This window comes from Rhizobium sp. O111 (assembly GCF_055616315.1).
Genome location: NZ_JBSHXL010000001.1, coordinates 3,513,657 through 3,535,007, shown reverse-complemented (window position 1 = coordinate 3,535,007; position 21,351 = coordinate 3,513,657). Strand labels below are relative to the sequence as shown.

The window sequence follows — 21,351 nt, the reverse complement described above, 5'->3', positions numbered from 1 at the left end:
GAAAGGCATCGGACTCTTTCCAACGATGTGCTGGCATCTCAACGCACAGTAACAGGTTTTTGTTGCACAGCAACATGAGCGATCCGCACCGCAATAAAGAAATGCCGGGGATCCTCTCCCCGGCATGATGCTGCGCTCAAATACTTAACACTCGTAAAACGCCTAGAGATCGGCCTGAAATGTCTGCTTCTGCGTGCCGAGACCCTCGATACCGAGCTCGACAACGTCGCCGGCGCGCAGGAAACGCGGCGGCTTCATGCCCATGCCGACGCCAGGAGGGGTGCCGGTCGAGATGACGTCGCCCGGATGCAGCGACATGAACTGGCTGAGATAGGAAACGACGAATGCGACGCTATAGACCATGGTCTTCGACGAGCCGTTCTGCATGGTCTCGCCATTGACCTTCAGCCACATGCCGAGGTTCTGCGGATCGGCGATCTCGTCCTTGGTCACCAGCCATGGGCCGATCGGACCGAAGGTGTCGCAGGACTTGCCCTTGGTCCACTGTCCGGCCCGCTCCGTCTGGAAGGCGCGCTCGGAGACGTCGTGCGAGACGCAGTAGCCCGCCACGTAATCGAGCGCGTCGGCTTCGCTGACATATTTCGCGGTCTTGCCGATGACGACGCCAAGCTCGACTTCCCAATCGGTCTTTTCGGAGCCGCGCGGGATGAGAACGTTGTCGTTCGGGCCGACGATGGCCGAAGTGGCCTTCATGAAGATGACGGGCTCGGGCGGTACCGCGGCGCCGGTTTCGGCGGCGTGGTCGGAGAAGTTCAGGCCGATGCAGATGAACTTGCCGGTGCCGGCAACGCAGGCGCCTACACGACCGGGCTGAAGCTCCGGAAGGGTTTTCGAATCGAGCGCTGCCAGCTTGGCCAGACCGTCCGGCGAAATCGTCGCGCCCGCGATATCGGATACATGCCCGGACAGATCTCTGATCTTGCCATCAGCATCCAGCATTGCCGGCTTTTCTTGACCGATCTCTCCAACGCGCATGAGCTTCATCGAATATCCTCCTCAGCGTGAGCCATGTTTCCATCACCTATGAACGAATTATTCACCGGTGTCATTACGGCTTTTCGTGCGAGCGGTACACTCGTTCAAAAGTCCGGCAAAAATCCGGGCAAGGGGCCACTGTCTTTCCGGCGCGTGGTACCCACATATCTTGACGGATGCATAAGAGTGACAAGACTGCGTTTGCCGAGGAGATCAAACACCGGCACCGCGCTACCAACCATCGGAAAGATCATGACAAAGAGCAACAGCCGCGAATCCCAATACCCGATCGAGCCGATCTTTCTCGACCGCTGGTCGCCACGCGCTTTTACCGGCGAAATCATCGATGAAGCCGACCTGCTGACCGTGTTGGACGCCGCGCATTGGGCGCCCTCCTCCGCCAACCAGCAGCCGTGGCGCTTCATCTACACGCTGAAGGGGTCAAACGACTGGGACAAATTCGTATCGCTTCTGGTCGATTCCAATCAGGAATGGGCGAAGAATGCATCCGCGCTGATCTTCGTCGTGTCGAAGGGATTCAGCGGCGATTTTTCCGAGGGGCGCAAGAGCTATACGCACTCCTTCGATGCCGGAACCGCATGGGGCTATCTAGCGCTGCAGGCCAAGCTTTCCGGCTTCTATGCCCACGGTATGGGCGGCATCAAGCATGACGAGATCCGCGATACATTCGCCGTCCCGGAGGGCTACCGGGTGGAGGCGGGAATTGCCTTCGGGCGCCTTGCCGACAAGAGCGTGCTTTCGGAGCGCAACCAGGAACGCGAATTCCCCAGCCAGCGCAAGCCGCTCGCCGAGGTCGCGTTCAAGGGAAAGTTCGTAGCCGGATAATAGAGCAATAAAAAACGGCCCCGCGGCTGGCCAAGCCGCAGGGCCGTTTTCGATAAATGCCAGCGATCAGATGTCGAGGTTGGCCACGTTGAGCGCGTTTTCCTGGATGAATTCGCGGCGCGGCTCGACCTCATCGCCCATGAGGCGGGCGAAGAGACCATCGGCATCCGTGGCGTCGCTGACGCGCACCTGCAGCAGCGAGCGGACGTTCGGATCGAGCGTGGTTTCCCAGAGCTGCTCGGCGTTCATTTCGCCAAGGCCCTTATAGCGCTGCATGGTCAAGCCCTTGCGGCCGCTTGCGAAAACGGCTTCCAGCAGTTCGCGCGCACCCGACAGTTCCAGGTTGCCGTCGCGACGCGTCAGCTTCGGCGGCGTCTGGTAGATTTCCTTCAGGCGAGCCGACATCTGGTCGATCAGACGGGCATCCTGCGAGCCAATCAACGCCATGTCGAGAACCACGACTTCCTTGACGCCGCGAACCATGCGCTCAAGACGCAGACCGCCTTCGCTCGTCAGGCCGCCTTCCCAGCCACGCTCAGTTTCCTCGGCGATAACGTCGAGGCGACGCGCCACTTCGGCCACCAGTTCCTGGGCGCGGGCACCATCGCTGATCGCTTCGGCGTTGAGCGCGCCGGCGATGGCCGCCTGCTCGACGACCGCGCGATTGTATCGCGAATGCAGATTGTCGAGCAGCGCGCGCAGGCGCAGCGCATCGACGATGACTTCGCGCAGATCCTGTCCGACGCGGACTTCGCCGCTGCCGAGCGTCAGCGCAGCGTCGTCGAGGCCCTGGGCGATAAGGTATTCCTCGAGCGCCTTTTCGTCCTTCAGATACTGGATCGACTTGCCGCGCGACACCTTATAGAGCGGCGGCTGGGCGATGTAGATATGGCCGCGCTCGATCAGTTCCGGCATCTGGCGGAAGAAGAAGGTCAAGAGCAGCGTTCTGATGTGGGCGCCGTCGACGTCAGCGTCCGTCATGATGATGATCTTGTGATAGCGCAGCTTGTCGGCGTTGAATTCGTCCTTACCGATACCGGCGCCGAGCGCGGTGATCAACGTGCCGATTTCCTGGCTCGACAGCATCTTGTCGAAGCGCGCGCGCTCGACGTTCAAGATCTTACCGCGCAGCGGCAGGATGGCCTGGTTTTCGCGCGAGCGACCCTGCTTGGCCGAACCGCCTGCGGAGTCGCCCTCGACGAGGAAAACTTCGGACTTGGACGGATCGCGCTCGGAGCAATCGGCGAGCTTGCCGGGAAGCGACGCGATATCGAGCGCGCCCTTGCGGCGCGTCAGTTCGCGCGCCTTGCGGGCGGCTTCGCGCGCGGCGGCGGCTTCGACCACCTTGCCGACGAGGATCTTGGCATCAGCCGGATGTTCTTCCAGCCAGGTGCTCAGTGCTTCACTGACGAGATTTTCGACGACCGGGCGAACTTCTGATGAAACGAGCTTGTCCTTGGTCTGCGACGAGAACTTCGGATCCGGCACCTTGACCGACAGAACAGCCGTCAGGCCTTCGCGGCAGTCATCACCCGTCAGAGAAACCTTCTCTTTCTTGGTGATGCCAGAGGTGTCGGCATAAGAGGTGATCTGGCGGGTCAGCGCGGCGCGGAAGCCGGCCATATGGGTGCCTCCATCGCGCTGCGGGATGTTGTTGGTGAAGCAGAGCACGTTCTCGTGGTAGCTGTCGTTCCACCACATCGCGACTTCGACGGTGATCCCATCCTTGTCACCACGAATGGCGACCGGACGCTCCACGAGCGGCTTCTTGGCGCGATCGAGATAGGAGACGAAGGCTTCGAGGCCGCCATCATAAAGCAGCTCTTCCTGGCGCACGTCGGAATGGCGCTTGTCGGTCAGGAGGATGCGGACGCCGGAATTGAGGAAGGCAAGTTCGCGCAGGCGGTGTTCGAGCGTGTTGAAATCGAACTCGATCATCGTGAAGGTTTCGGAGCTCGGCATGAAACTGACTTCGGTGCCGGTCAGGCCACCGGAATCACCGGTTTCCTTGAGCGGGGCATCCGATACGCCATGCGTGAAGCTCATCTCGTGGATCTTGCCCTGGCGGCGGATCTTCAGCTTTAGCCAAACCGACAGCGCGTTGACGACGGAAACGCCGACGCCGTGCAGACCGCCGGAGACCTTGTAGGAATTCTGGTCGAACTTACCGCCGGCGTGCAGCTGGGTCATGATGACTTCGGCAGCCGAAATGCCTTCGCCGCTGTGAATGTCTGTCGGAATGCCGCGACCGTTGTCGGTGACGGTGACCGAACCATCCGCATTGAGCGTGACGGTGACGATGTCGGCATGACCGGCGAGCGCCTCGTCGATGGCGTTGTCGACGACTTCGTAGACCATGTGATGCAGGCCGGAGCCGTCATCGGTATCACCGATATACATGCCGGGGCGCTTGCGCACGGCGTCAAGACCTTTCAGGACCTTGATCGAGTCTGCGCCATACTCGGTGCTAACGCCGTTTTCCGTCGCGGGTGTATCGGTCATATTGTCGAGAATTCCCTGTTGTCGATGCCGTGGTGACACGCGGGCGAATCACCGGCCTTAATCACATTGAATATAGGGTTTTTGCATGAAGTTCCCAATGCCAGCGGCCCCCAAGAGCGCATAAAACAGGGGATTATGACCGTTTTCCGTCGGCGTTTTCAGCATTTTCGAGAACCTCCGACAGTTTTGCCAGGGTCGCCTCATCCAGATGGCGAATAGACCCCGCCAGACGGTTGGCGAAGGTCGTGTATTCGGCCGCCAAACCCGAGGTATCGATGACAATTCGCGGATCGGAAAAGCGCGCGATCAGGAACAGATCGTCGGCCTCATCCCAAATGATGTTGAAGTAGCCGGCGATGCGCTGCAGAAGATCGAACGTCGGGACGCCGCGCTTTCCATGCTCAAGTGCCGAGAGATAGGCGGGCGACACGTTCAACGCCTCGGCCATCTGCTTCTGCGACACGCCCTTGCGCTCCCTGAGCTTGCGGATCGCTTCCCCGAACGGCGTCATAGCCGATCGCCCGCGCGACGAGACAGGCGGATGTAGAGCGCGCCCTCGCCGCCATGATGCTGCGCCGCCGCCTCGTAAGAAGAGATGAGATAGCGAAACTCCGGCTTGGAGAACCACATCGGCACGGCACGCTTCAATGCACCGTCGCTGCCAAGCGAACTGCCCTTGCCGGTGATGACGAGGACATGGCGCATACCGCGATCGTGGGCCCGCATCAGGAATTCGAGCAGCATGATGTGAGCTTCGCTTTGAACCAGGCCATGAAGATCGATGCGGGCCTCGAGCGCGAGGCGGCCCTTGGCGATCTTGCGCTTCACCGGACGCTCCAGCGGGTGATGGATGCCGCCCGCGGGCTTCGGCGCGGCTGCCGGTTCAGGCTGCCCGCCGCCTGCGACAGCTTTCGGTGCGGCAGCGGTTTTCATATTGGTGGCTTCCGCTTCCTTTTCGGCCTCCACCAGGAAGGCATCGAGATCGTTCATTGCGCCAGCGTTGCCGGGCATGGGGCGCGTGCTGCGCGCGACCTTGCCCCAAAGGATGCGTTCATCGGCGCTGAGTTTGCGGTCCTTCGCCATCACGCAAACCTCGCGGCGGCTTTGTTCGGGATCAGGATAGCGAAATCGGCGTCATGGCGCACGGTGCCGGCAAGCTCGCCGGCCGCGTCGCCGGAGCCGGTGAAGATGTCACCCCGCGCCGGGCCGACGATGGCCGAACCGGTATCAAGCGCCAGCATCAGGCGCTGGAAAGGCTTTCCATTCTCCAGGTGCAGCAGGCCTTGCGAGTGGATGTAGAACGGAAAGCCGAAGGTGTGGATCAGGCGATCGACGGCAAGCGACCGTCCTGCGATGAGCGGCACCTTGGCGGCCGCGATCGGGCCGGCATGCGCGTTGTCGATCTCGACCTCGCGGAAGAAAATGTAGGACCGGTTGTGCGCAAGAATGTCATCGACACGGTCGGGGTTGACCGCGAGCCAATGCCGGATCGATTGCATCGAGATGTTCGCCCGGTCGATCTCGCCGAGATCGATCAGCAGTTTGCCGACCGCCGAAAACGGATGGCCGGCCTTGGCCGCATAGGTGATACGCCCCGTGTGCCCATCGGGGTAACGCAGGCGTGCGGCGCCCTGGACATGCACGAGGAAGACGTCGACCTTGGACTTTGCCCAGCAAATCTCCAGCCCCTGCCCTTCCAGCGCCCCTTTGTCGATGGCGGCGCGGTCGAGATAGGGCTCAATCGTTCCCGCGCGCAAACGGCCGAACATATAGTACGGATCCATCGAGGCGGGACGGATGTGATCGTCGAGGTCGATCAGGTCCTCGGGGCGACGGTAGAATGGGAAGCGGTATTCGTCGTCGGGACTTGCTGAGACGGTTATCTCGGGCTCGTAGAAGGCAGTGACGAAGCCGGGTTGGCCGTCGGTTCGCTTGATCCTGAAGGGCCGACAGTGCGCTTCGAAGAAGGCGCGCGCCTCGCTCGCCGACATCGGCCGTGCATCGCGCGCGGCCTGCAACAGTTCCAGGAGATCGGAGCTGGTTAGGCCCAACGATCCTGTGCGGTAGGGCTTGGTTTGCTCGATATGTTGACGACAGGCTTCCATAGCCTCGAAAAGGCTGGAGGGATCGTCATCCCGCCAGCCTTCCAGGTCGTCAAAGCCTATCGCCTCGAGGGCAAAGCCTCGTTCATCATCACTCATGTTCCGATTCGGTGGCCACGAGTTTCCAGTTCGGATCGCGCGAGCGGGTGTCGCGTGCGAATGTCCAGAGGTCGTTGATCTCGGCAACGGTTTCCGCGTCACCGTCAACAAGGACATCGGCCTTGTCGTATGTCGCGGAAATCATCTGGCTGATGATGCGCAAGGTGATCTGCGCTTCGCTGCCATTGACCTCGACATTCTTGATTTCGGCCTTGTCGATGCCGACGAAGGTGGATTTGACCTTCTCGCCCTTGCTCTCACGATCGGCGATCGCCGCGTCGAAGCCTTCGTAAACTTCCTTGGACAGCAAATTCTTGAGCGTCTTGCGATCGCCGTCGGCAAAGGCCATCACGATCATTTCATAAGCCATGCGCGCGCCGTTGACGAATTCCTTCGGGTTGAAGGAAGGATCCGCCTTGTTCATCTCCCGCAGCGATTCATTGAGCGGTGTGCCGGCCGGAGCGAAGGCGTCGATTGCCGCGAAGCGGTCCTCTTCCTCGCCTGCCGCATCGCGGCGCGGCAGGGTGACGACCTTTCCGGCATCCGGCGTCTCGGGGCCGGCGGCATCGCGCGGCGTGTAGAGATCGCGTGGCGGCTTCTCATTTCCCGTGCGTCGACCAAGGACGTTGCGCAGCTGCAAAAATATCAGCACCGCCGCCACGAGAAAAAACAAAGTGATGAAGTCGTTTGAACCCATATCCCGCCGCAATCTGTTAACATCTAGAATTTGTATACCCATATAGTCTGCATATACAGATGATTCAAATGGGTCCGGTACGTTGGGCCGATTTCAATGGAGACCGGTGAGAACCGGAGAGAAATAATGCGCCTTACAATGCTGCCTGGTTTTCTGCTGCTCATGCCTTTGGCCGAGATCGCGGGCTTCGTGATTGTCGGCAAGGCGATCGGCCTTTGGGCGACGCTCGGACTTGTCATGCTGAGTTTCGTGGCCGGCATGATGCTTTTGCGCCGGCAGGGTATCGGCATCCTGCAGCGCATGTCGATGGAAGGACGTTCTGGCGCAGTGCCCGGCCGCGAGCTGCTGCGGCCGGCAATGTTCGTGATCGCCGCGCTGCTCCTGATCATTCCAGGCTTCATCAGCGATATCGTCGCGCTGCTCATCTTCATCCCGGCGGTACGCGATCTTGCGTGGAATTATGTGAGCCGCCGTTTCGTGGTGGTGGGTGCATCCGGGCCATCCCCCACATCGGCGCACTCCCCTTATCGGGACAACAATGCAACCGTCGTCGATCTCGATGCGGACGATTATCAGCGTGACCCGAACGGCAAGTCGCCCTGGTCCGGCAAAAGCCTAGGCGAATGAGGCTCTTGCTAGATTGGCGCTGGCTGGCCTAGGGTTGTAACGACATCGTCGAAATGATAGATGCGGCGAAATCCAATGCCCTCGAGGAAAAGCCAATGGACAGCGAAAACAGCAATAACGGCGCAACGAGCCCGAGCCTTACCATTCTAGCACAGTACACCAAGGACCTTTCCTTCGAAAATCCTGGTGCACCGCGTTCGCTGCAGGCCCGCGACAAGGCACCGGCCATCAACATCAATGTCAACGTCAACGCCAACCCGCTTTCCGACACGGACTTCGACGTCGTTCTCTCCTTGAACGCCGAAGCCAAGGAAGGCGACAAGACGGTATTCCACACGGAGCTCGTCTATGGCGGCGTTTTCCGGATCGCTGGCTTCCCGCAGGAACACATGCTGCCGGTTCTCTTCATCGAGTGCCCGCGCATGCTCTTCCCGTTCGCACGTCAGATCATTGCCGACGTGACCCGCAACGGCGGCTTCCCGCCGCTGATGATCGATCCGATCGATTTCTCGCAGATGTTTGCCCAGCGCGTTGCCGAAGAGCAGGCCCGCGCAAAGGTTCAGGCGAACTAATTGCTGATCAAATGATCACCGAGATGCCCGGGCCAGCGCCCGGGCATTTTAGTTTGGGCGATCGTATTTGGCCCAGATACCCTTCTGGCCGAGCTTGGCAATCAGCGCATCATGCTGCTCGGCTTCGGTTCCGCTGAGGCGCGGTGCCAGCGGTCGCGGTCGCTCCAGCGCGACCAGGACAATATCGTCATCGCTGTCGTTGCGTTCCGAGGCGCCGTTGTTCTGCGCCACACCGAGACCAAGTGCTGTCTGGCGACCGCCGATCATCTCGATATAGACTTCGGCGAGCAGTTCGGAGTCGAGCAACGCGCCGTGCTTGGCGCGATGGGAATTATCAATCCCATAGCGACGGCAGAGCGCATCGAGCGAGTTCGGGCCCATCGGATTCTTGCGACGGGCCATCGACAACGTATCGATCACATTTTCGGGAGAGATCGGCGGCAGCGAAAGCCGCGCGAACTCGGCATTGATAAAGCCCATGTCGAAGGTGGCGTTGTGGGCGATCCACTTTCCTTCGCCGAAGAAATCGAGAATCTCCTGCGCTACTGCCGCGAAGGGCTGCTTGTCCTTCAGGAACTCATCGGTGATCCCATGAACGGCGAGCGCGTCCGGATGGACCTTCTGGTCACCGGGATTGATGTAGATGTGCAGCGTCTTTCCCGTCGGGAAGTGATTGAAGAGTTCGATGCCGCCAATTTCGATGATGCGATCGGTGCGGTTATCAAGCCCGGTGGTTTCCGTATCGAAAATGATTTCACGCATTCGGGAAATCTCCGTTCGCTATCCGCTGTTTCAGGTCCGCGATGATGACACCGACCTGCTCCCTCGCCTGATCGATGCCGTGACCGGTATCGACCACGTAATCTGCGCGCCGGCGCTTTTCCGCATCGGGGGTCTGGCGCGAGAGAATCATATTGAATTTCTCTTCCGTCATGTTCGGACGCGCAAGTACCCGCTCACGCTGAATCTGTGGATCACAGCTGACGACGACGATGACATCGACGCGATCCGCGCCGCCGCTCTCGAAAAGCAGTGGTATGTCGAGAAGGACCATCGGTGTGCCCTGCCCCCGCTGCTCGTCGAGAAACATCGCCTCGCGCTCGCGGACGAGAGGATGAACGATCTGCTCCAGTTGCTTGAAGCCTTCTGGCCGCAACGCAAGTTGCCGGCCCAATTCCTGGCGATCGACCGTGCCATCTTTCACCGAGCCTGGAAAAGCCGCCTCGATCAGGGGCGCCGCGGCACCCGCATAAAGATCATGGACGACGGCGTCGGCATCATTGACCGGCAGACCGGCATCGGCAAACAGCTTTGCCGTGGTCGATTTGCCCATCCCGATCGAGCCGGTCAGTCCAATTTTCAGCATCAATGCTTTTCCATATCCTCGATGATCAAGGCGCGAAGCGTCTGATCGACAACGGGCCGCTTGCCGAACCATTTCTCAAAACCGGGCGCCGCCTGGTGCAACAACATACCCAAACCATCGACGGTCGCGAAACCCTGTTCCTCAGCCTGCGCGAGAATGGGCGTCTTCAGCGGCACGTAGACAATGTCGGTGACAACGGCGTCTGACTGCAACGGAGAGAAATCGATATCGGGCGCGATCTCCCCTTCCATGCCGAGAGACGTGGTGTTGATAAAGAGGCCTGCGCCTCTCATCACTTCGGAAAGAGCCGTCATCGGATGCGGATGCACGGCTGCTCCAAAGCGATCCGCGAGCTCGACCGCGCGGGCGACGGTACGGTTGACAAGGTGGATCTCCTTGATCCCGCGATCGCGGACGGCCTGGATGACGGCACGGCTGGCGCCACCGGCGCCCAGGATGACCGCCGATCGCACCTTGTCCCAGCCGGGATGTCGTTCATCAAGATTTGCGGTGAAGCCGCGGCCGTCGGTGTTCGTGGCCTTCAGCTTGCCGTCCTCGAGCCAGAGCGTGTTGGACGCACCAAGCTCGCGCGAGAGATCATCCGGCTCGTCAGCCAGGTTGAACGCAATCTCCTTGTGCGGGATCGTTACGTTGCCGCCGACAAAACCCGAGGCGCCTGATTTCAATGATTGGATGAAAGCTGGAAAATCGTCCGGCGCGACTTCATGGGTGCGGTAGCTTCCGTCGAGCGACAGCGACTTCAGCCAATATCCATGGATGATCGGCGAGCGCGAATGCTTGACGGGAAAGCCGGTGACGAAGGCGCGCGGGCCGATTGTTTCACGTGAATCATCCATCGATCGCACCCAATTCTCGCAGTTTTTCCAGAAGCGGCAGCATCGGCAGCCCCAAGATGGTGAAGTAGTCGCCATCGATTTTCGAGAAGAGCTGCAGTCCCTCCCCTTCCAGCTGATAGGCGCCGACGCTGCTCAAGGCGCGCTCGCCGACCCGCTTCAGGTGCCGTTCGATGAAATCATCGGTGAGCGGACGCATCGTCAGTTCAGCGCGCGAGACATGCTCCCAGATGATGTCGCCGTTATAGGCGAGCGCGACCGCGCTGTTCAGCCGGTGGGTATGCGCGGACAGCGCGGCGAGATGAGCGGCCGCGTCTTCCATGCTCTTCGGCTTATGAAATGTGCGCTGCCCTAGAGACATGGTTTGATCTGAACCGATCACGATTGCGCCCGGCGAGCGATCACTCACCTCCCTGGCTTTGGCCTTGGCCAGGACCAGCGCGATCGCATCCGGCGTTGCGCCATCCCGCTCAAGCGGTGCTTCGATCGCCCGCTCATCGACCTTCGCCGGATGAGCTTCAAAGGACAGGCCGGCGTTTTCCATCAGCATGCGACGGAAGGGGCTGGAGGAGGCGAGTATGAGTTTCGGTATCATCTGTGCTCTCGGCGCGATTGGCTTGGGGCAGCGCTTAGCGCAGCTTGGGACGCAGGGCAACGATTGCCGCCGCCGTCTCCTCGATGGAGCGGCGGGTTACGTCGATCAGCGGCCAGTTGTGGCGGGCGCAAAGCGAGCGGGCATATTTCAGCTCTTCGGATATGGCGGCTCGATCCGTGTAGTCGCCGCGATCAAAGCCGGGCGTCGCGCCGAGGTCGCGATTTTCGCGGACCTGGGAGATTCGATCGGTGGTGGCTATCAGGCAGACGATGAGCGGCTTGGTCGCTTCGAAGAGGCTTTCCGGCAGGGGCACGCCATAGACGATCGGGATGTTGGCGGTCTTGATGCCGCGGTTGGCGAGGTAGATGCTGGTCGGTGTCTTCGACGTGCGGCTGATCCCGATGATGACGACGTCGGCGTCATTATAATCATCCGGCATCTGACCGTCGTCATGATCCATCGTGAAGTTCAGCGCTTCGATGCGCGCGAAATATCCGGCGTTCATGACATGCTGGGCGCCGACCCGGCGACGCGACGGCGCGCCAAGGTAGATCTGAAACGCATTGAGAACGGGCTCAAGCACATTGACCGAGGCGACGCCCATTTCGAGGCAACGCTCGTCGATCAGCGTGGCGAGCTCGCGATCCACGATCGTGTAGAGCACAATGCCCGGCTCGCCGTCGATTGCCTGCAGCACTGTCAGCAACTGCTTGCGATTGCGGATCAGCGGATAGACATGTTCGATCGGCTGCGCCGACTTGAATTGCGCCGATGCCGCGCGGCCGGCCGAAATCAGCGTTTCGCCCGTCGAGTCAGAAATGAGATGCAGATGGAAGAAGTTCGTACGGTTCTCCACGCTATTTTCCGCTGCCTGTTGAAAACACTGGATGACGGAGAGCTACGAGACGCGCCGGGGGTTAGGCAAGGGAAAACATGCCTGGTTTTCCACATTTCGGATTCTTTGGAGGCCGGGAAAGATGGGCTGTTGGTTTTGTGGAAAGTCTGCGGCTGTTCGTCGGATAGCCACAGCTTGTCCACAGCTTGGCGAATTTCATCTAAGCCTATATCTCATTGAAATTGTATCGAATTTCGTACCAATCCTGTTTCTGACATCGAATTGCGCGATTTTCTTCCCGAGCAGCTCGCGAAACAGTGACAATTGGTATCGGACGTGGATGGATTTTAATCCTTGATAGTCACCGACTCTAAGAAATAGAAACCTTATAAATATCTTTGATTTTTTATAGGGAAGAAGCGCTTGAGTGAAATGCGCCGGAAGATCATGCGGGTTCTGGACGGGGAAGCATTGAGCCCTCCCCCCATCTGGCTGATGCGGCAAGCGGGCCGATACCTGCCGGAGTATCGAGAGGTACGAGCCAAGGCCGGAAGCTTTCTCGATCTCTGTTATACACCGGATTACGCAGTCGAGGTGACATTGCAGCCGATCCGGCGTTATGGCTTTGATGCTGCCATTCTCTTCTCCGACATTCTCGTCATTCCCGATGCGATGAAGCGCAATGTTCGTTTCACCGAAGGACATGGACCGGAGATGGATCCGATCGACGTCGATGGCATCGATGGTCTGGATGGCAGCCGCGTAATGCAGCATCTGGAACCGGTGCTGGAGACCGTTCGACGTCTCCGGAATGATCTGCCAACGGAAACCACGCTGCTTGGCTTCTGTGGCGCTCCCTGGACCGTTGCGACGTATATGATCGCCGGCCATGGTACCCCCGATCAGGCCCCTGCCCGTCTGTTTGCCTATCGGCATCCGAAGGCATTCGAGAAGCTGCTGATGTTGCTGGCGGATGTTTCGGCAGATTATCTCGTGGCGCAGATCGATGCTGGCGCCGATGCCGTGCAGATTTTCGATTCTTGGGCCGGCGTGCTCGGCGAGCGTGAGTTCGAAGCATTTGCCGTAAAACCCGTGGCGCGTATGATCGCCTCGATCAAGGCGCGGCGCCCGAATGCGAAGATCATCGCCTTTGCGAAAGGCGCCGGCTATTTCTTGAAGACCTATCGCCAGAAGACGAAGGCTGATGCGATCGGCCTTGATTGGTCCGTCCCGCTCGATTTCGCAGCCGAGCTGCAGAAGGATGGCCCAGTGCAGGGCAACCTTGATCCGATGCGGATGGTTGCGGGCGGGACGGCACTTGAGGAGGGTATCGACGATATCCTGCAGCGATTGGGCAATGGTCCGCTGATCTTCAACCTCGGACATGGAATTACCCCGCAGGCCGATCCTGAAAATGTTCGGCTACTTGTCGAACGTGTTCGCGGCGGAAGGGTTTGAGCATGGAACGCCAGATCGACGAAAGACCGGGTTCTTATGCGCGCCGGCGCGCCTTCATCGCTATTGCCTTCTTCGTTGCGCTGGCAGTCGGTCTCTTCGTCTGGAATCCCGATACGCTCTATCTCTGGATCAAGGCGCTTCACATCATCGCCGTGATCTCGTGGATGGCCGGGCTGTTCTATATGCCGAGACTGTTCATCTACCACACGGATGCCGAGCCGGGCTCGGTGCAGTCGGAAACCTTCAAGGTGATGGAACGGCGTCTGCTGAAGGTGATCATGAACCCGGCGATGATGCTGACCTGGATCTTTGGGCTGTATCTCTCCTGGTCGGTCTACGGCTTCCAGGGCGGATGGCTGCACGCAAAGATCGGGCTTGTCGTTCTCTTGACCGGCGTGCACGTGTTTTTCAGCCGTGCGGCAAAGGCATTCGAGTGTGACGAGAACCGGCGTTCGGCGCGCTACTGGCGCTTCATGAATGAGGCGCCGACCGTTTTGATGATCGCAATCGTCATCCTTGTCGTCGTCAAGCCATTTTGACGCAGCCGGCTGACGGGTTAAATTTGCTTCATTTTAAGCAGCCCCCTTGCGGCGGGGGAGCTGACTCGCTATTTTCCGTCCACCTCATCCTTGTGGCATGTATGTAAAGTTCGATCGTCTGCGGGTTCCTCGCAGGACCGGTTACTGTCTCGACATCGCCTTTCCCCTCAAAATTATAGAGTAATGGACACTTCATGTCTGAAATGAAGCTTCAGGAACTTAAGAGTAAATCCCCGACCGATCTTCTGGCGTTTGCCGAATCGCTCGAGGTCGAGAATGCCAGCACGATGCGCAAGCAGGAGCTGATGTTCGCAATACTCAAGGTTCTTGCCAGCCAAGACGTCGAAATTATCGGCGAAGGCGTGGTCGAAGTTCTGCAGGACGGCTTCGGCTTCCTGCGTTCCGCCAATGCCAACTACCTCCCCGGTCCTGACGACATCTACATCTCCCCGTCCCAGATTCGTCGCTTCTCGCTGAAGACTGGCGATACAGTTGAAGGCCCGATCCGCGGACCGAAGGAAGGCGAGCGCTATTTTGCGCTGCTGAAGGTCAACACGATCAACTTCGACGATCCGGAAAAGATCCGTCACAAGGTCCATTTCGATAACCTGACGCCGCTCTATCCGAACGAGCGCTTCAAGATGGAACTCGAGATCCCGACCAACAAGGATCTCTCGTCGCGCGTCATCGATCTCGTGGCGCCCCTCGGTAAGGGCCAGCGTGGTCTGATCGTCGCACCGCCGCGCACGGGTAAGACGGTTCTCCTGCAGAACATCGCGCATTCGATCACCGCCAATCATCCGGAATGCTATCTCATCGTCCTCCTGATCGACGAGCGTCCTGAAGAAGTGACGGACATGCAGCGTTCGGTTAAGGGCGAAGTCGTTTCCTCGACCTTCGACGAGCCGGCAACGCGTCACGTGCAGGTCGCCGAGATGGTCATCGAGAAGGCAAAGCGTCTTGTCGAACATGGTCGCGACGTCGTCATCCTTCTCGATTCGATTACGCGCCTCGGCCGCGCTTACAACACGGTTGTTCCCTCTTCCGGTAAGGTTCTGACCGGTGGTGTTGATGCCAACGCGCTGCAGCGCCCGAAGCGCTTCTTCGGTGCTGCGCGTAACATCGAAGAAGGCGGTTCGCTGACCATTATCGCGACCGCGCTGATCGATACGGGTAGCCGTATGGACGAAGTCATCTTCGAAGAATTCAAGGGTACCGGCAACTCGGAAATCGTTCTCGACCGCAAGGTCGCCGACAAGCGCATCTTCCCGTCTATGGATATTCTCAAGTCCGGTACGCGTAAGGAAGACTTGCTTGTTCCACGCCAGGATCTGCAGAAGATCTTCGTTCTCCGCCGTATCCTCGCCCCGATGGGCACGACCGATGCGATTGAGTTCCTCATCGACAAGCTGAAGCAGACGAAGAGCAATTCGGATTTCTTCGAATCGATGAATACCTGATTTATCCTTAGCCGGATTCAATCAACCAAAGCCGGCCTCTATCTTGGCCGGCTTTTCTGTTTCTATGCACCTGATCGAAGCAGACGATCGTCCTTCAAACGACGATTGATCGATTCGGTATCGTACCAATTGGAGTGTGTCCGTGGCGGAATTCACCGAGACAATCTATGCGCTCTCCAGCGGCGCCGTTCCGGCCGGCTTGGCCGTGATCCGCATAAGCGGCCCAAAGGTCGAGGATGTGGTTCGCAGCATGGTTTCAGGCACCGTCCCTGCTCGCACAACATCTTTACGAACGATTCGAACCCGTAACGGTGATGTGCTGGACAATGGTCTTGTACTATTCTTTCCAGGGCCAAACTCCTTCACCGGTGAAGATGTCGTCGAATTTCATCTGCATGGCGGCCGCGCGGTCGTCAGTGCGGTTTATCGGGAGCTGAACTCGTTCGATGGGCTGCGACAAGCCTTGGCTGGCGAGTTCTCCCGACGCGCTTTCGAAAATGGCAAGCTTGACCTACTGGAAATCGAGGGTCTCGCGGACTTGATCTCCGCAGAGACAGAAATGCAGCGCCGCCTCGCCCTTGAGCAGAGCTCCGGCGGGCTCTCAGCGATTTATGAAGGCTGGGCACAACGTCTGACGCGCGGTCGCGCGCTGATCGAGGCCGAACTGGATTTCCCTGATGAGGAAGATGTCCCAGGCTCAGTGTCGGACCAGGTCTGGTCGGATATGACCGAGCTTGCGAAAGAGATACGTCAACATCTTGGCATGGCAAAGACCGGCGAGATCATCAGAGACGGGTTCAAGGTTGTTATCGCCGGCTTGCCGAATGCAGGCAAGTCGAGCCTGATGAACGCGCTCGTTCGTCGCGACATTGCGATTGTCACGGATATCGCCGGAACGACACGTGACGTGCTTTCGACGGATCTCGATATCGATGGATTTCTCGTCAAGCTTTACGACACCGCCGGCTTACGGGAGACTGATGAGGTTGTTGAGCGCGAAGGTATTCGTCGTGCACGAACCGCGATGGATGCCGCCGATCTCGTCATCTATATAGAAGACATGTCGGTTCCGTCAGAGAATGACCGCGTCCCGTCGGCCGCACTTCGTGTTGGAACGAAGGCGGACTTGCCCGCCATTTCGCCGAATGAATACGATGTGAGGATCTCGGTAGAGACCGGCGCCGGCTTAAATGACCTACGGCAGGCGATCGGAAATCGACTAAGAGAGCGGGTCCCGCCGCACTCGCTCGCTATCCCTACTCGCACGCGCCACAACGATTCGCTAGCGGAATGTATTTCGGCTATCGAACGAGCCATCGCTAACGATCATGTTGACCTGGATATTAGAGCGGAAGAACTCCGCATGGCCGGCACCGCGCTTGGCCGCATCACGGGCCGGGTCGATGTCGAGAATCTGCTCGACGTTATCTTCGGTGAATTCTGCATTGGCAAATGATTCACGTGAAACACTTCGACGAAGCTGAAAAACGTGGTTTCACGTGAAACGTCTTGACTCCTGGGGCGGCTTGCCGCATCACCGAGCGATCTCAGGAGCATTGTTATGAATACCTCACGGTTCGATGTCATCGTCATTGGTGGCGGACACGCTGGATGCGAAGCTGCTTCCGCGGCCGCGCGCACTGGCGCCAAAACCGCGCTCGTGACGCACAAGCGCGAGACGATCGGCGTCATGTCGTGCAATCCTGCAATCGGCGGCCTTGGCAAGGGCCATCTTGTTCGCGAGATCGATGCGTTGGACGGACTGATGGGTCGCGTGGCTGATGCCGGCGGCATCCAGTTTCGTATGCTCAATCGCAAGAAGGGTCCGGCAGTACGCGGGCCGCGCACCCAGGCAGATCGAAAGCTCTACCGCCAGGCGATGCATGCAGAGATTTCCGCCGTCCCCAATCTGACTATTGTCGAGGGCGATGCCTTTGATTTGTCGATCAAGGACGGACGTGTATCGGGCGTTATCATGAAAGATAGCCGGATTCTTGATGCTGGTGCCGTGGTCTTAACGACCGGCACGTTCCTGCGCGGCCTTATCCATATTGGTGATAAGAAGATCCCAGCCGGCCGTGTCGGCGAAGAGCCATCGATGGGTCTGTCCAAGACACTTTTGGGAATGGGATTGCAGCTCGGTCGTCTGAAGACTGGTACCCCTGCCCGGTTGGACGGGAAGACCATCGACTGGGCGGGCGTTGGCCGGCAGGGCGCCGATGATGACGCCGTCCCCTTCTCCTTTATGACCGACCATATTTCCAACCCGCAGATCGATTGCGGCGTTACGCGTACAACGGAAGCGACGCATCGGATCATCGTCGACAATCTGAAGCGCTCGGCCATGTATTCTGGTCAGATTGAAGGTGTTGGTCCACGGTATTGCCCTTCGATCGAGGACAAGCTTGTCAAGTTTGGCGAGCGAGATGGTCACCAGGTGTTTCTTGAGCCTGAGGGTCTCGACGACGACACGGTCTATCCGAACGGCATATCGACATCACTTCCTGCCGAAGTCCAAGATGCCTTCATTCGAACGATACCGGGTCTTGAGCACGTCACCATTCTGCAGCCGGGCTATGCGATCGAATATGACCACGTGGACCCGCGAGAGCTGAAGCCTTCGCTTGAGGTAAGGAATCAACCAGGCTTGTTCCTGGCCGGGCAGATCAACGGCACGACAGGATATGAAGAGGCGGCGGCTCAGGGTTTGGTCGCCGGGCTCAATGCGGCTCGGCTGGCTGGACAGCAAGACGCGGTGCGCTTCAGTCGTACCGATTCCTACATTGGTGTCATGATCGACGACCTGACGTCGCGCGGCGTGGCCGAACCCTATCGGATGTTTACATCGAGAGCGGAGTATCGTCTTTCGCTCCGTGCAGACAATGCCGATGTTCGCCTGACCCCGCTTGCTATCTCATTGGGGATTGCATCCCGCGCCCGTGTCGATCGGTTTGAGCAATATGCAGCGGCGATCGAAGCGGGTCGCGAAATTTTGACGTCACTCTCGATCACACCAACAGAGGCACGTCGGTCTGGCCTTAAGCTCAACCTCGATGGTCAGAGGCGGACGGCTTATGAGTTGCTGGCGTTCCCTGACTTCGATCTTGAGACGCTTAGGCCGGTGTGGCCCGAGTTGAGCGCGATCGATTTGAAGGCGGGCGCCGCCCTTGAGATCGAGGCGAACTATGCGGTCTATATGGATCGGCAACAAGCCGACGTGGCGCATATCAAGCGGGATGAAGAGCGGCTTATCCCAGCGGATTTTGACTTCGACCGCTTGTCCGGCCTATCCAACGAGCTTAAGCAGAAGTTGGCGAAGGCTCGTCCTTATGACGTCGCGCAGGCTTCGCGAATTGATGGGATGACTCCGGCGGCGATTTCGCTCCTGCTGGTGCATTTGCGACGCGGCGACGTCGCTGCATAGACTGCAACCTACACTATTTGAGAGTCCTCATATGGAATTGAACGGCCGGCGTGTTTCACGTGAAACACAGGAACGACTTGAGCAATTTGTGGGTCTATTTCAGAAATGGAGCAAGGCGATCAACCTCTCCGCGCCCTCCACTCTTAAGGACGCGTGGGAGAGACATATTGCTGATAGCGCTCAGATCTTCCAGCTTCAGCCGCACGCCGGCAACTGGGTGGATCTCGGTAGCGGCGGCGGCTTTCCCGGCGTGGTAACAGCGATATTCCTCGCGGAGCTCAATGACGGTTGGGTGCACTTGGTCGAGAGCAACAACAAGAAGGCTGCCTTCTTGCGCACAGCACTCAGGGAAACGGGCGCCCGTGGTTCGGTGCATCCGGTGCGGATCGAGGATGCGGTCGCGGACCTCCCCGTCTGCGATTTCGTGTCGGCCAGGGCGCTTGCGGACCTGGATAAACTTCTGGAGTTCGTCGATCCATTCGCGATCCGTAACAAAAAAATCCGCGCGTATTTCCATAAAGGCCGGGATTACCGATCAGAGGTGGCAAATGCGCATGGTCGCTGGGCATTTGATCTGGTAGAACACAAGAGTGCTGTCGAGATGGACTCAGTCGTTCTCGAAATTTCCAATTTACGGCATTTGGTCTAACAAATCGGGCGTTGCGACAATGGTTGCTGGACGGAATCGGATTATCACGATCGCAAATCAGAAGGGTGGCGTTGGTAAAACGACGACGGCTATCAATCTGGCAACCGCGCTGGCCGCGATCGGCGAGCGGGTTCTCATTGTTGATCTCGATCCTCAGGGCAATGCAAGCACGGGCTTGGGTATCGATCGCAAGAACCGTAGCCGGTCCTCATACGATCTTCTGGTCGGCGACCATGGGATCCTCGATGTTGTGCAGGAAACCGCTGTACCGAACCTCTTCATAGTCCCTTCGACTATGGATCTGCTCGGGATCGAGATGGAGATCGCACAGCAGAGCGATCGCGTCTTCAAGCTCAAAAAGGCGCTTGCCGAGCGCGATGCGTTTCAGTTCTCCTATATCCTTGTTGATTGCCCACCGTCGTTCAATCTCCTGACGATGAATGCGATGGCGGCTGCGCATTCGGTGCTGGTTCCCCTGCAGTGCGAATTTTTCGCGCTCGAGGGGTTGAGCCAGTTGCTGGAAACCGTCGACCAGGTGCGCAGGAGCGTAAACCCGCAGCTCGATATCCAGGGTATCGTGCTGACGATGTTCGATTCGCGAAACAATCTGGCGCAGCAGGTCGTGAACGACGTGCGCACCCATCTCGGCGAAAAGGTTTACCATACGTTAATTCCGCGCAACGTGCGGGTGTCCGAGGCGCCTTCTTACGGCAAGCCTGCCATTCTCTACGACCTTAAATGTGCTGGAAGCCAGGCCTATTTGCAGTTGGCTTCCGAAGTCATTCAGCGCGAGCGCCAGCGTCTGGCTGCCTGAACAAGCTCTTGAATAAGTGGTGAGTACCGACATGAACGATGATGTCTCGAAGAGAAGACTGGGGCGCGGCCTCGCAGCCCTGATTGGTGAAATGGATCAACCGGCGCCTGTCGATGCAAGCCAGCGCGCCGTTAGTGCCGATCGTCTGGTGCCGATCGAGTTCATCACGCGCAATCCGCGCAACCCTCGCCGCTTCTTCGATGACGGTGAGCTTCATGATCTTGCAAGCTCCATCCGCCAGCATGGTATTGTGCAGCCGGTTGTTGTACGTACACTTTCGACGAGCCAATATGAAATCATAGCCGGCGAAAGACGTTGGCGCGCGGCGCAGCTTGCGGGCCTTGTCGAGATTCCTGTCATCGTGCGCGATGTCGATGACAAGACCGCGCTCGAGATCGCGATCGTCGAAAACGTTCAGCGATCTGATCTCAATGCGCTGGAAGAAGCGCTCGGCTACGAGCAGTTGATTGCAGACTACGGTTACACGCAGAACGATCTCGGCGAGATCATCGGCAAGAGCCGCAGCCACGTCGCGAACTCGCTGCGGCTTCTGAAATTGCCTGAGCCTGTTCGTGACTTGCTCGCCGCTGGCAGTCTGTCTGCAGGCCATGCGCGCGCGCTGGTTTCCACGTCGGACCCAACCGTCCTGGCTCGCACGATCGTTTCCAAGGGCATGTCGGTACGTGACGCGGAGCGGCTTGCGCAGAACGACATTAAGGCGCAATCGGAGCCGAAGCCAGCAGTCAATCCGCGGGATCAGAAGGATTCCGATACAATCGCGCTTGAGCGTACCCTCTCCGATACGCTTGGATTGGACGTCGTCATCAATCACAAGGCAAGTGGCGGGCAGATCCGGATTTCTTATAAGTCATTGGATCAATTGGAAGAAATCTGCCGGCTTCTGGAGCGGCGCTGA

At 58.7% G+C, this 21,351-nt stretch carries 22 protein-coding genes; 11 read left to right on the top strand and 11 right to left on the bottom strand.

All coding sequences use genetic code 11. The annotated features are described in order from the left end of the window. Nucleotides 1-162: 162 nt before the first annotated feature. On the bottom strand, nucleotides 163-1,005 hold the full coding sequence (locus tag ACVTFQ_RS17640) for a fumarylacetoacetate hydrolase family protein (protein ID WP_112436383.1): 843 nt from the start codon (nucleotides 1,003-1,005) through the stop codon (nucleotides 163-165). Nucleotides 1,006-1,248: 243 nt separating this feature from the next. Here ACVTFQ_RS17640 and ACVTFQ_RS17635 point away from each other — a divergent pair, with 243 nt between their 5' ends. Then, nucleotides 1,249-1,842: a nitroreductase family protein gene (locus ACVTFQ_RS17635; RefSeq protein ID WP_111562742.1), complete on the top strand. Its 594-nt coding sequence runs from the start codon at nucleotides 1,249-1,251 to the stop codon at nucleotides 1,840-1,842. Nucleotides 1,843-1,908: 66 nt separating this feature from the next. On the opposite strand, the gene gyrB is transcribed toward ACVTFQ_RS17635, so the two are convergent. The 5 genes from gyrB to ACVTFQ_RS17610 all read right to left on the bottom strand — a co-directional run bounded on the left by gyrB (nucleotide 1,909) and on the right by ACVTFQ_RS17610 (nucleotide 7,242). Then, the gene (gene gyrB / locus ACVTFQ_RS17630; RefSeq protein WP_047509139.1) at nucleotides 1,909-4,344 is read right to left on the bottom strand and encodes a DNA topoisomerase (ATP-hydrolyzing) subunit B; all 2,436 of its coding nucleotides are present in this window, start codon (nucleotides 4,342-4,344) and stop codon (nucleotides 1,909-1,911) included. Nucleotides 4,345-4,477: 133 nt separating this feature from the next. After that, the gene (locus ACVTFQ_RS17625; RefSeq protein ID WP_018901128.1) at nucleotides 4,478-4,855 is read right to left on the bottom strand and encodes a helix-turn-helix domain-containing protein; all 378 of its coding nucleotides are present in this window, start codon (nucleotides 4,853-4,855) and stop codon (nucleotides 4,478-4,480) included. Next, the gene (locus tag ACVTFQ_RS17620; protein WP_111562741.1) at nucleotides 4,852-5,427 is read right to left on the bottom strand and encodes a Smr/MutS family protein; all 576 of its coding nucleotides are present in this window, start codon (nucleotides 5,425-5,427) and stop codon (nucleotides 4,852-4,854) included. The genes ACVTFQ_RS17625 and ACVTFQ_RS17620 overlap by 4 nt, the downstream gene beginning before the upstream one ends. Then, nucleotides 5,427-6,545, bottom strand: a complete 1,119-nt coding sequence (gene mltA / locus ACVTFQ_RS17615) for a murein transglycosylase A (protein ID WP_112436384.1) — start codon at nucleotides 6,543-6,545, stop codon at nucleotides 5,427-5,429. The genes ACVTFQ_RS17620 and mltA overlap by 1 nt, the downstream gene beginning before the upstream one ends. Beyond that, complete coding sequence (locus tag ACVTFQ_RS17610) at nucleotides 6,538-7,242, bottom strand: Tim44/TimA family putative adaptor protein (protein WP_018901125.1); 705 nt, start codon at nucleotides 7,240-7,242, stop codon at nucleotides 6,538-6,540. The genes mltA and ACVTFQ_RS17610 overlap by 8 nt, the downstream gene beginning before the upstream one ends. 126 nt (nucleotides 7,243-7,368) lie before the next feature. Here ACVTFQ_RS17610 and ACVTFQ_RS17605 point away from each other — a divergent pair, with 126 nt between their 5' ends. Both ACVTFQ_RS17605 and secB read left to right on the top strand, forming a co-directional pair. After that, nucleotides 7,369-7,869: an FxsA family protein gene (locus ACVTFQ_RS17605; protein WP_111562739.1), complete on the top strand. Its 501-nt coding sequence runs from the start codon at nucleotides 7,369-7,371 to the stop codon at nucleotides 7,867-7,869. Nucleotides 7,870-7,964: 95 nt separating this feature from the next. Continuing rightward, nucleotides 7,965-8,441, top strand: a complete 477-nt coding sequence (gene secB / locus ACVTFQ_RS17600; protein ID WP_018901123.1) for a protein-export chaperone SecB — start codon at nucleotides 7,965-7,967, stop codon at nucleotides 8,439-8,441. A 48-nt stretch (nucleotides 8,442-8,489) separates the two neighbouring features. On the opposite strand, the gene dnaQ is transcribed toward secB, so the two are convergent. The 5 genes from dnaQ to ACVTFQ_RS17575 are packed head-to-tail and all read right to left on the bottom strand — an operon-like array spanning nucleotide 8,490 to nucleotide 12,112. Beyond that, on the bottom strand, nucleotides 8,490-9,203 hold the full coding sequence (gene dnaQ, locus ACVTFQ_RS17595; protein ID WP_111562738.1) for a DNA polymerase III subunit epsilon: 714 nt from the start codon (nucleotides 9,201-9,203) through the stop codon (nucleotides 8,490-8,492). After that, complete coding sequence (gene coaE, locus ACVTFQ_RS17590) at nucleotides 9,196-9,807, bottom strand: dephospho-CoA kinase (RefSeq protein WP_111562737.1); 612 nt, start codon at nucleotides 9,805-9,807, stop codon at nucleotides 9,196-9,198. Before coaE ends, dnaQ begins: the two co-directional genes overlap by 8 nt. Then, the gene (locus ACVTFQ_RS17585) at nucleotides 9,807-10,664 is read right to left on the bottom strand and encodes a shikimate dehydrogenase (RefSeq protein WP_111562736.1); all 858 of its coding nucleotides are present in this window, start codon (nucleotides 10,662-10,664) and stop codon (nucleotides 9,807-9,809) included. Before ACVTFQ_RS17585 ends, coaE begins: the two co-directional genes overlap by 1 nt. Then, nucleotides 10,657-11,256, bottom strand: a complete 600-nt coding sequence (locus ACVTFQ_RS17580; protein ID WP_111562735.1) for a Maf-like protein — start codon at nucleotides 11,254-11,256, stop codon at nucleotides 10,657-10,659. The genes ACVTFQ_RS17585 and ACVTFQ_RS17580 overlap by 8 nt, the downstream gene beginning before the upstream one ends. Before the next feature lie 34 nt (nucleotides 11,257-11,290). Then, nucleotides 11,291-12,112, bottom strand: a complete 822-nt coding sequence (locus tag ACVTFQ_RS17575) for a pyruvate, water dikinase regulatory protein (protein WP_047509125.1) — start codon at nucleotides 12,110-12,112, stop codon at nucleotides 11,291-11,293. Nucleotides 12,113-12,514: 402 nt separating this feature from the next. Here ACVTFQ_RS17575 and hemE point away from each other — a divergent pair, with 402 nt between their 5' ends. From hemE to ACVTFQ_RS17535, 8 genes are all read left to right on the top strand, one after another. Further along, nucleotides 12,515-13,549: a uroporphyrinogen decarboxylase gene (gene hemE / locus ACVTFQ_RS17570; protein WP_111562734.1), complete on the top strand. Its 1,035-nt coding sequence runs from the start codon at nucleotides 12,515-12,517 to the stop codon at nucleotides 13,547-13,549. A gap of 2 nt (nucleotides 13,550-13,551) precedes the next feature. Further along, nucleotides 13,552-14,088: a protoporphyrinogen oxidase HemJ gene (hemJ, locus tag ACVTFQ_RS17565; protein ID WP_111562733.1), complete on the top strand. Its 537-nt coding sequence runs from the start codon at nucleotides 13,552-13,554 to the stop codon at nucleotides 14,086-14,088. Between the two features lie 194 nt (nucleotides 14,089-14,282). Continuing rightward, complete coding sequence (gene rho, locus ACVTFQ_RS17560; RefSeq protein ID WP_018901115.1) at nucleotides 14,283-15,548, top strand: transcription termination factor Rho; 1,266 nt, start codon at nucleotides 14,283-14,285, stop codon at nucleotides 15,546-15,548. 142 nt (nucleotides 15,549-15,690) lie between these two features. After that, entirely contained in the window at nucleotides 15,691-17,004 is a 1,314-nt protein-coding gene (gene mnmE, locus ACVTFQ_RS17555) for a tRNA uridine-5-carboxymethylaminomethyl(34) synthesis GTPase MnmE (RefSeq protein WP_111562732.1), read from the top strand. Between the two features lie 105 nt (nucleotides 17,005-17,109). Then, nucleotides 17,110-18,972, top strand: a complete 1,863-nt coding sequence (gene mnmG / locus ACVTFQ_RS17550; RefSeq protein WP_111562731.1) for a tRNA uridine-5-carboxymethylaminomethyl(34) synthesis enzyme MnmG — start codon at nucleotides 17,110-17,112, stop codon at nucleotides 18,970-18,972. Nucleotides 18,973-19,003: 31 nt separating this feature from the next. Then, on the top strand, nucleotides 19,004-19,621 hold the full coding sequence (gene rsmG, locus ACVTFQ_RS17545; protein ID WP_111562730.1) for a 16S rRNA (guanine(527)-N(7))-methyltransferase RsmG: 618 nt from the start codon (nucleotides 19,004-19,006) through the stop codon (nucleotides 19,619-19,621). 19 nt (nucleotides 19,622-19,640) lie between these two features. Continuing rightward, nucleotides 19,641-20,435, top strand: a complete 795-nt coding sequence (locus ACVTFQ_RS17540; protein WP_047509113.1) for a ParA family protein — start codon at nucleotides 19,641-19,643, stop codon at nucleotides 20,433-20,435. 31 nt (nucleotides 20,436-20,466) lie between these two features. Further along, a complete protein-coding gene (locus ACVTFQ_RS17535) occupies nucleotides 20,467-21,351 on the top strand; it encodes a ParB/RepB/Spo0J family partition protein (protein ID WP_111562729.1) in 885 nt (294 codons plus the stop codon).

Bases quoted from the DNA above. Each gene is read 5' to 3' on its own strand.
- ACVTFQ_RS17640 (WP_112436383.1), bottom strand. From the start codon at position 1,005: ATGAAGCTCATGCGCGTTGGAGAGATCGGTCAAGAAAAGCCGGCAATG.
- ACVTFQ_RS17635 (WP_111562742.1), top strand. From the start codon at position 1,249: ATGACAAAGAGCAACAGCCGCGAATCCCAATACCCGATCGAGCCGATC.
- gyrB (WP_047509139.1), bottom strand. From the start codon at position 4,344: ATGACCGATACACCCGCGACGGAAAACGGCGTTAGCACCGAGTATGGC.
- ACVTFQ_RS17625 (WP_018901128.1), bottom strand. From the start codon at position 4,855: ATGACGCCGTTCGGGGAAGCGATCCGCAAGCTCAGGGAGCGCAAGGGC.
- ACVTFQ_RS17620 (WP_111562741.1), bottom strand. From the start codon at position 5,427: ATGGCGAAGGACCGCAAACTCAGCGCCGATGAACGCATCCTTTGGGGC.
- mltA (WP_112436384.1), bottom strand. From the start codon at position 6,545: ATGAGTGATGATGAACGAGGCTTTGCCCTCGAGGCGATAGGCTTTGAC.
- ACVTFQ_RS17610 (WP_018901125.1), bottom strand. From the start codon at position 7,242: ATGGGTTCAAACGACTTCATCACTTTGTTTTTTCTCGTGGCGGCGGTG.
- ACVTFQ_RS17605 (WP_111562739.1), top strand. From the start codon at position 7,369: ATGCGCCTTACAATGCTGCCTGGTTTTCTGCTGCTCATGCCTTTGGCC.
- secB (WP_018901123.1), top strand. From the start codon at position 7,965: ATGGACAGCGAAAACAGCAATAACGGCGCAACGAGCCCGAGCCTTACC.
- dnaQ (WP_111562738.1), bottom strand. From the start codon at position 9,203: ATGCGTGAAATCATTTTCGATACGGAAACCACCGGGCTTGATAACCGC.
- coaE (WP_111562737.1), bottom strand. From the start codon at position 9,807: ATGCTGAAAATTGGACTGACCGGCTCGATCGGGATGGGCAAATCGACC.
- ACVTFQ_RS17585 (WP_111562736.1), bottom strand. From the start codon at position 10,664: ATGGATGATTCACGTGAAACAATCGGCCCGCGCGCCTTCGTCACCGGC.
- ACVTFQ_RS17580 (WP_111562735.1), bottom strand. From the start codon at position 11,256: ATGATACCGAAACTCATACTCGCCTCCTCCAGCCCCTTCCGTCGCATG.
- hemJ (WP_111562733.1), top strand. From the start codon at position 13,552: ATGGAACGCCAGATCGACGAAAGACCGGGTTCTTATGCGCGCCGGCGC.
- rho (WP_018901115.1), top strand. From the start codon at position 14,283: ATGTCTGAAATGAAGCTTCAGGAACTTAAGAGTAAATCCCCGACCGAT.
- mnmG (WP_111562731.1), top strand. From the start codon at position 17,110: ATGAATACCTCACGGTTCGATGTCATCGTCATTGGTGGCGGACACGCT.
- rsmG (WP_111562730.1), top strand. From the start codon at position 19,004: ATGGAATTGAACGGCCGGCGTGTTTCACGTGAAACACAGGAACGACTT.
- ACVTFQ_RS17540 (WP_047509113.1), top strand. From the start codon at position 19,641: ATGGTTGCTGGACGGAATCGGATTATCACGATCGCAAATCAGAAGGGT.
- ACVTFQ_RS17535 (WP_111562729.1), top strand. From the start codon at position 20,467: ATGAACGATGATGTCTCGAAGAGAAGACTGGGGCGCGGCCTCGCAGCC.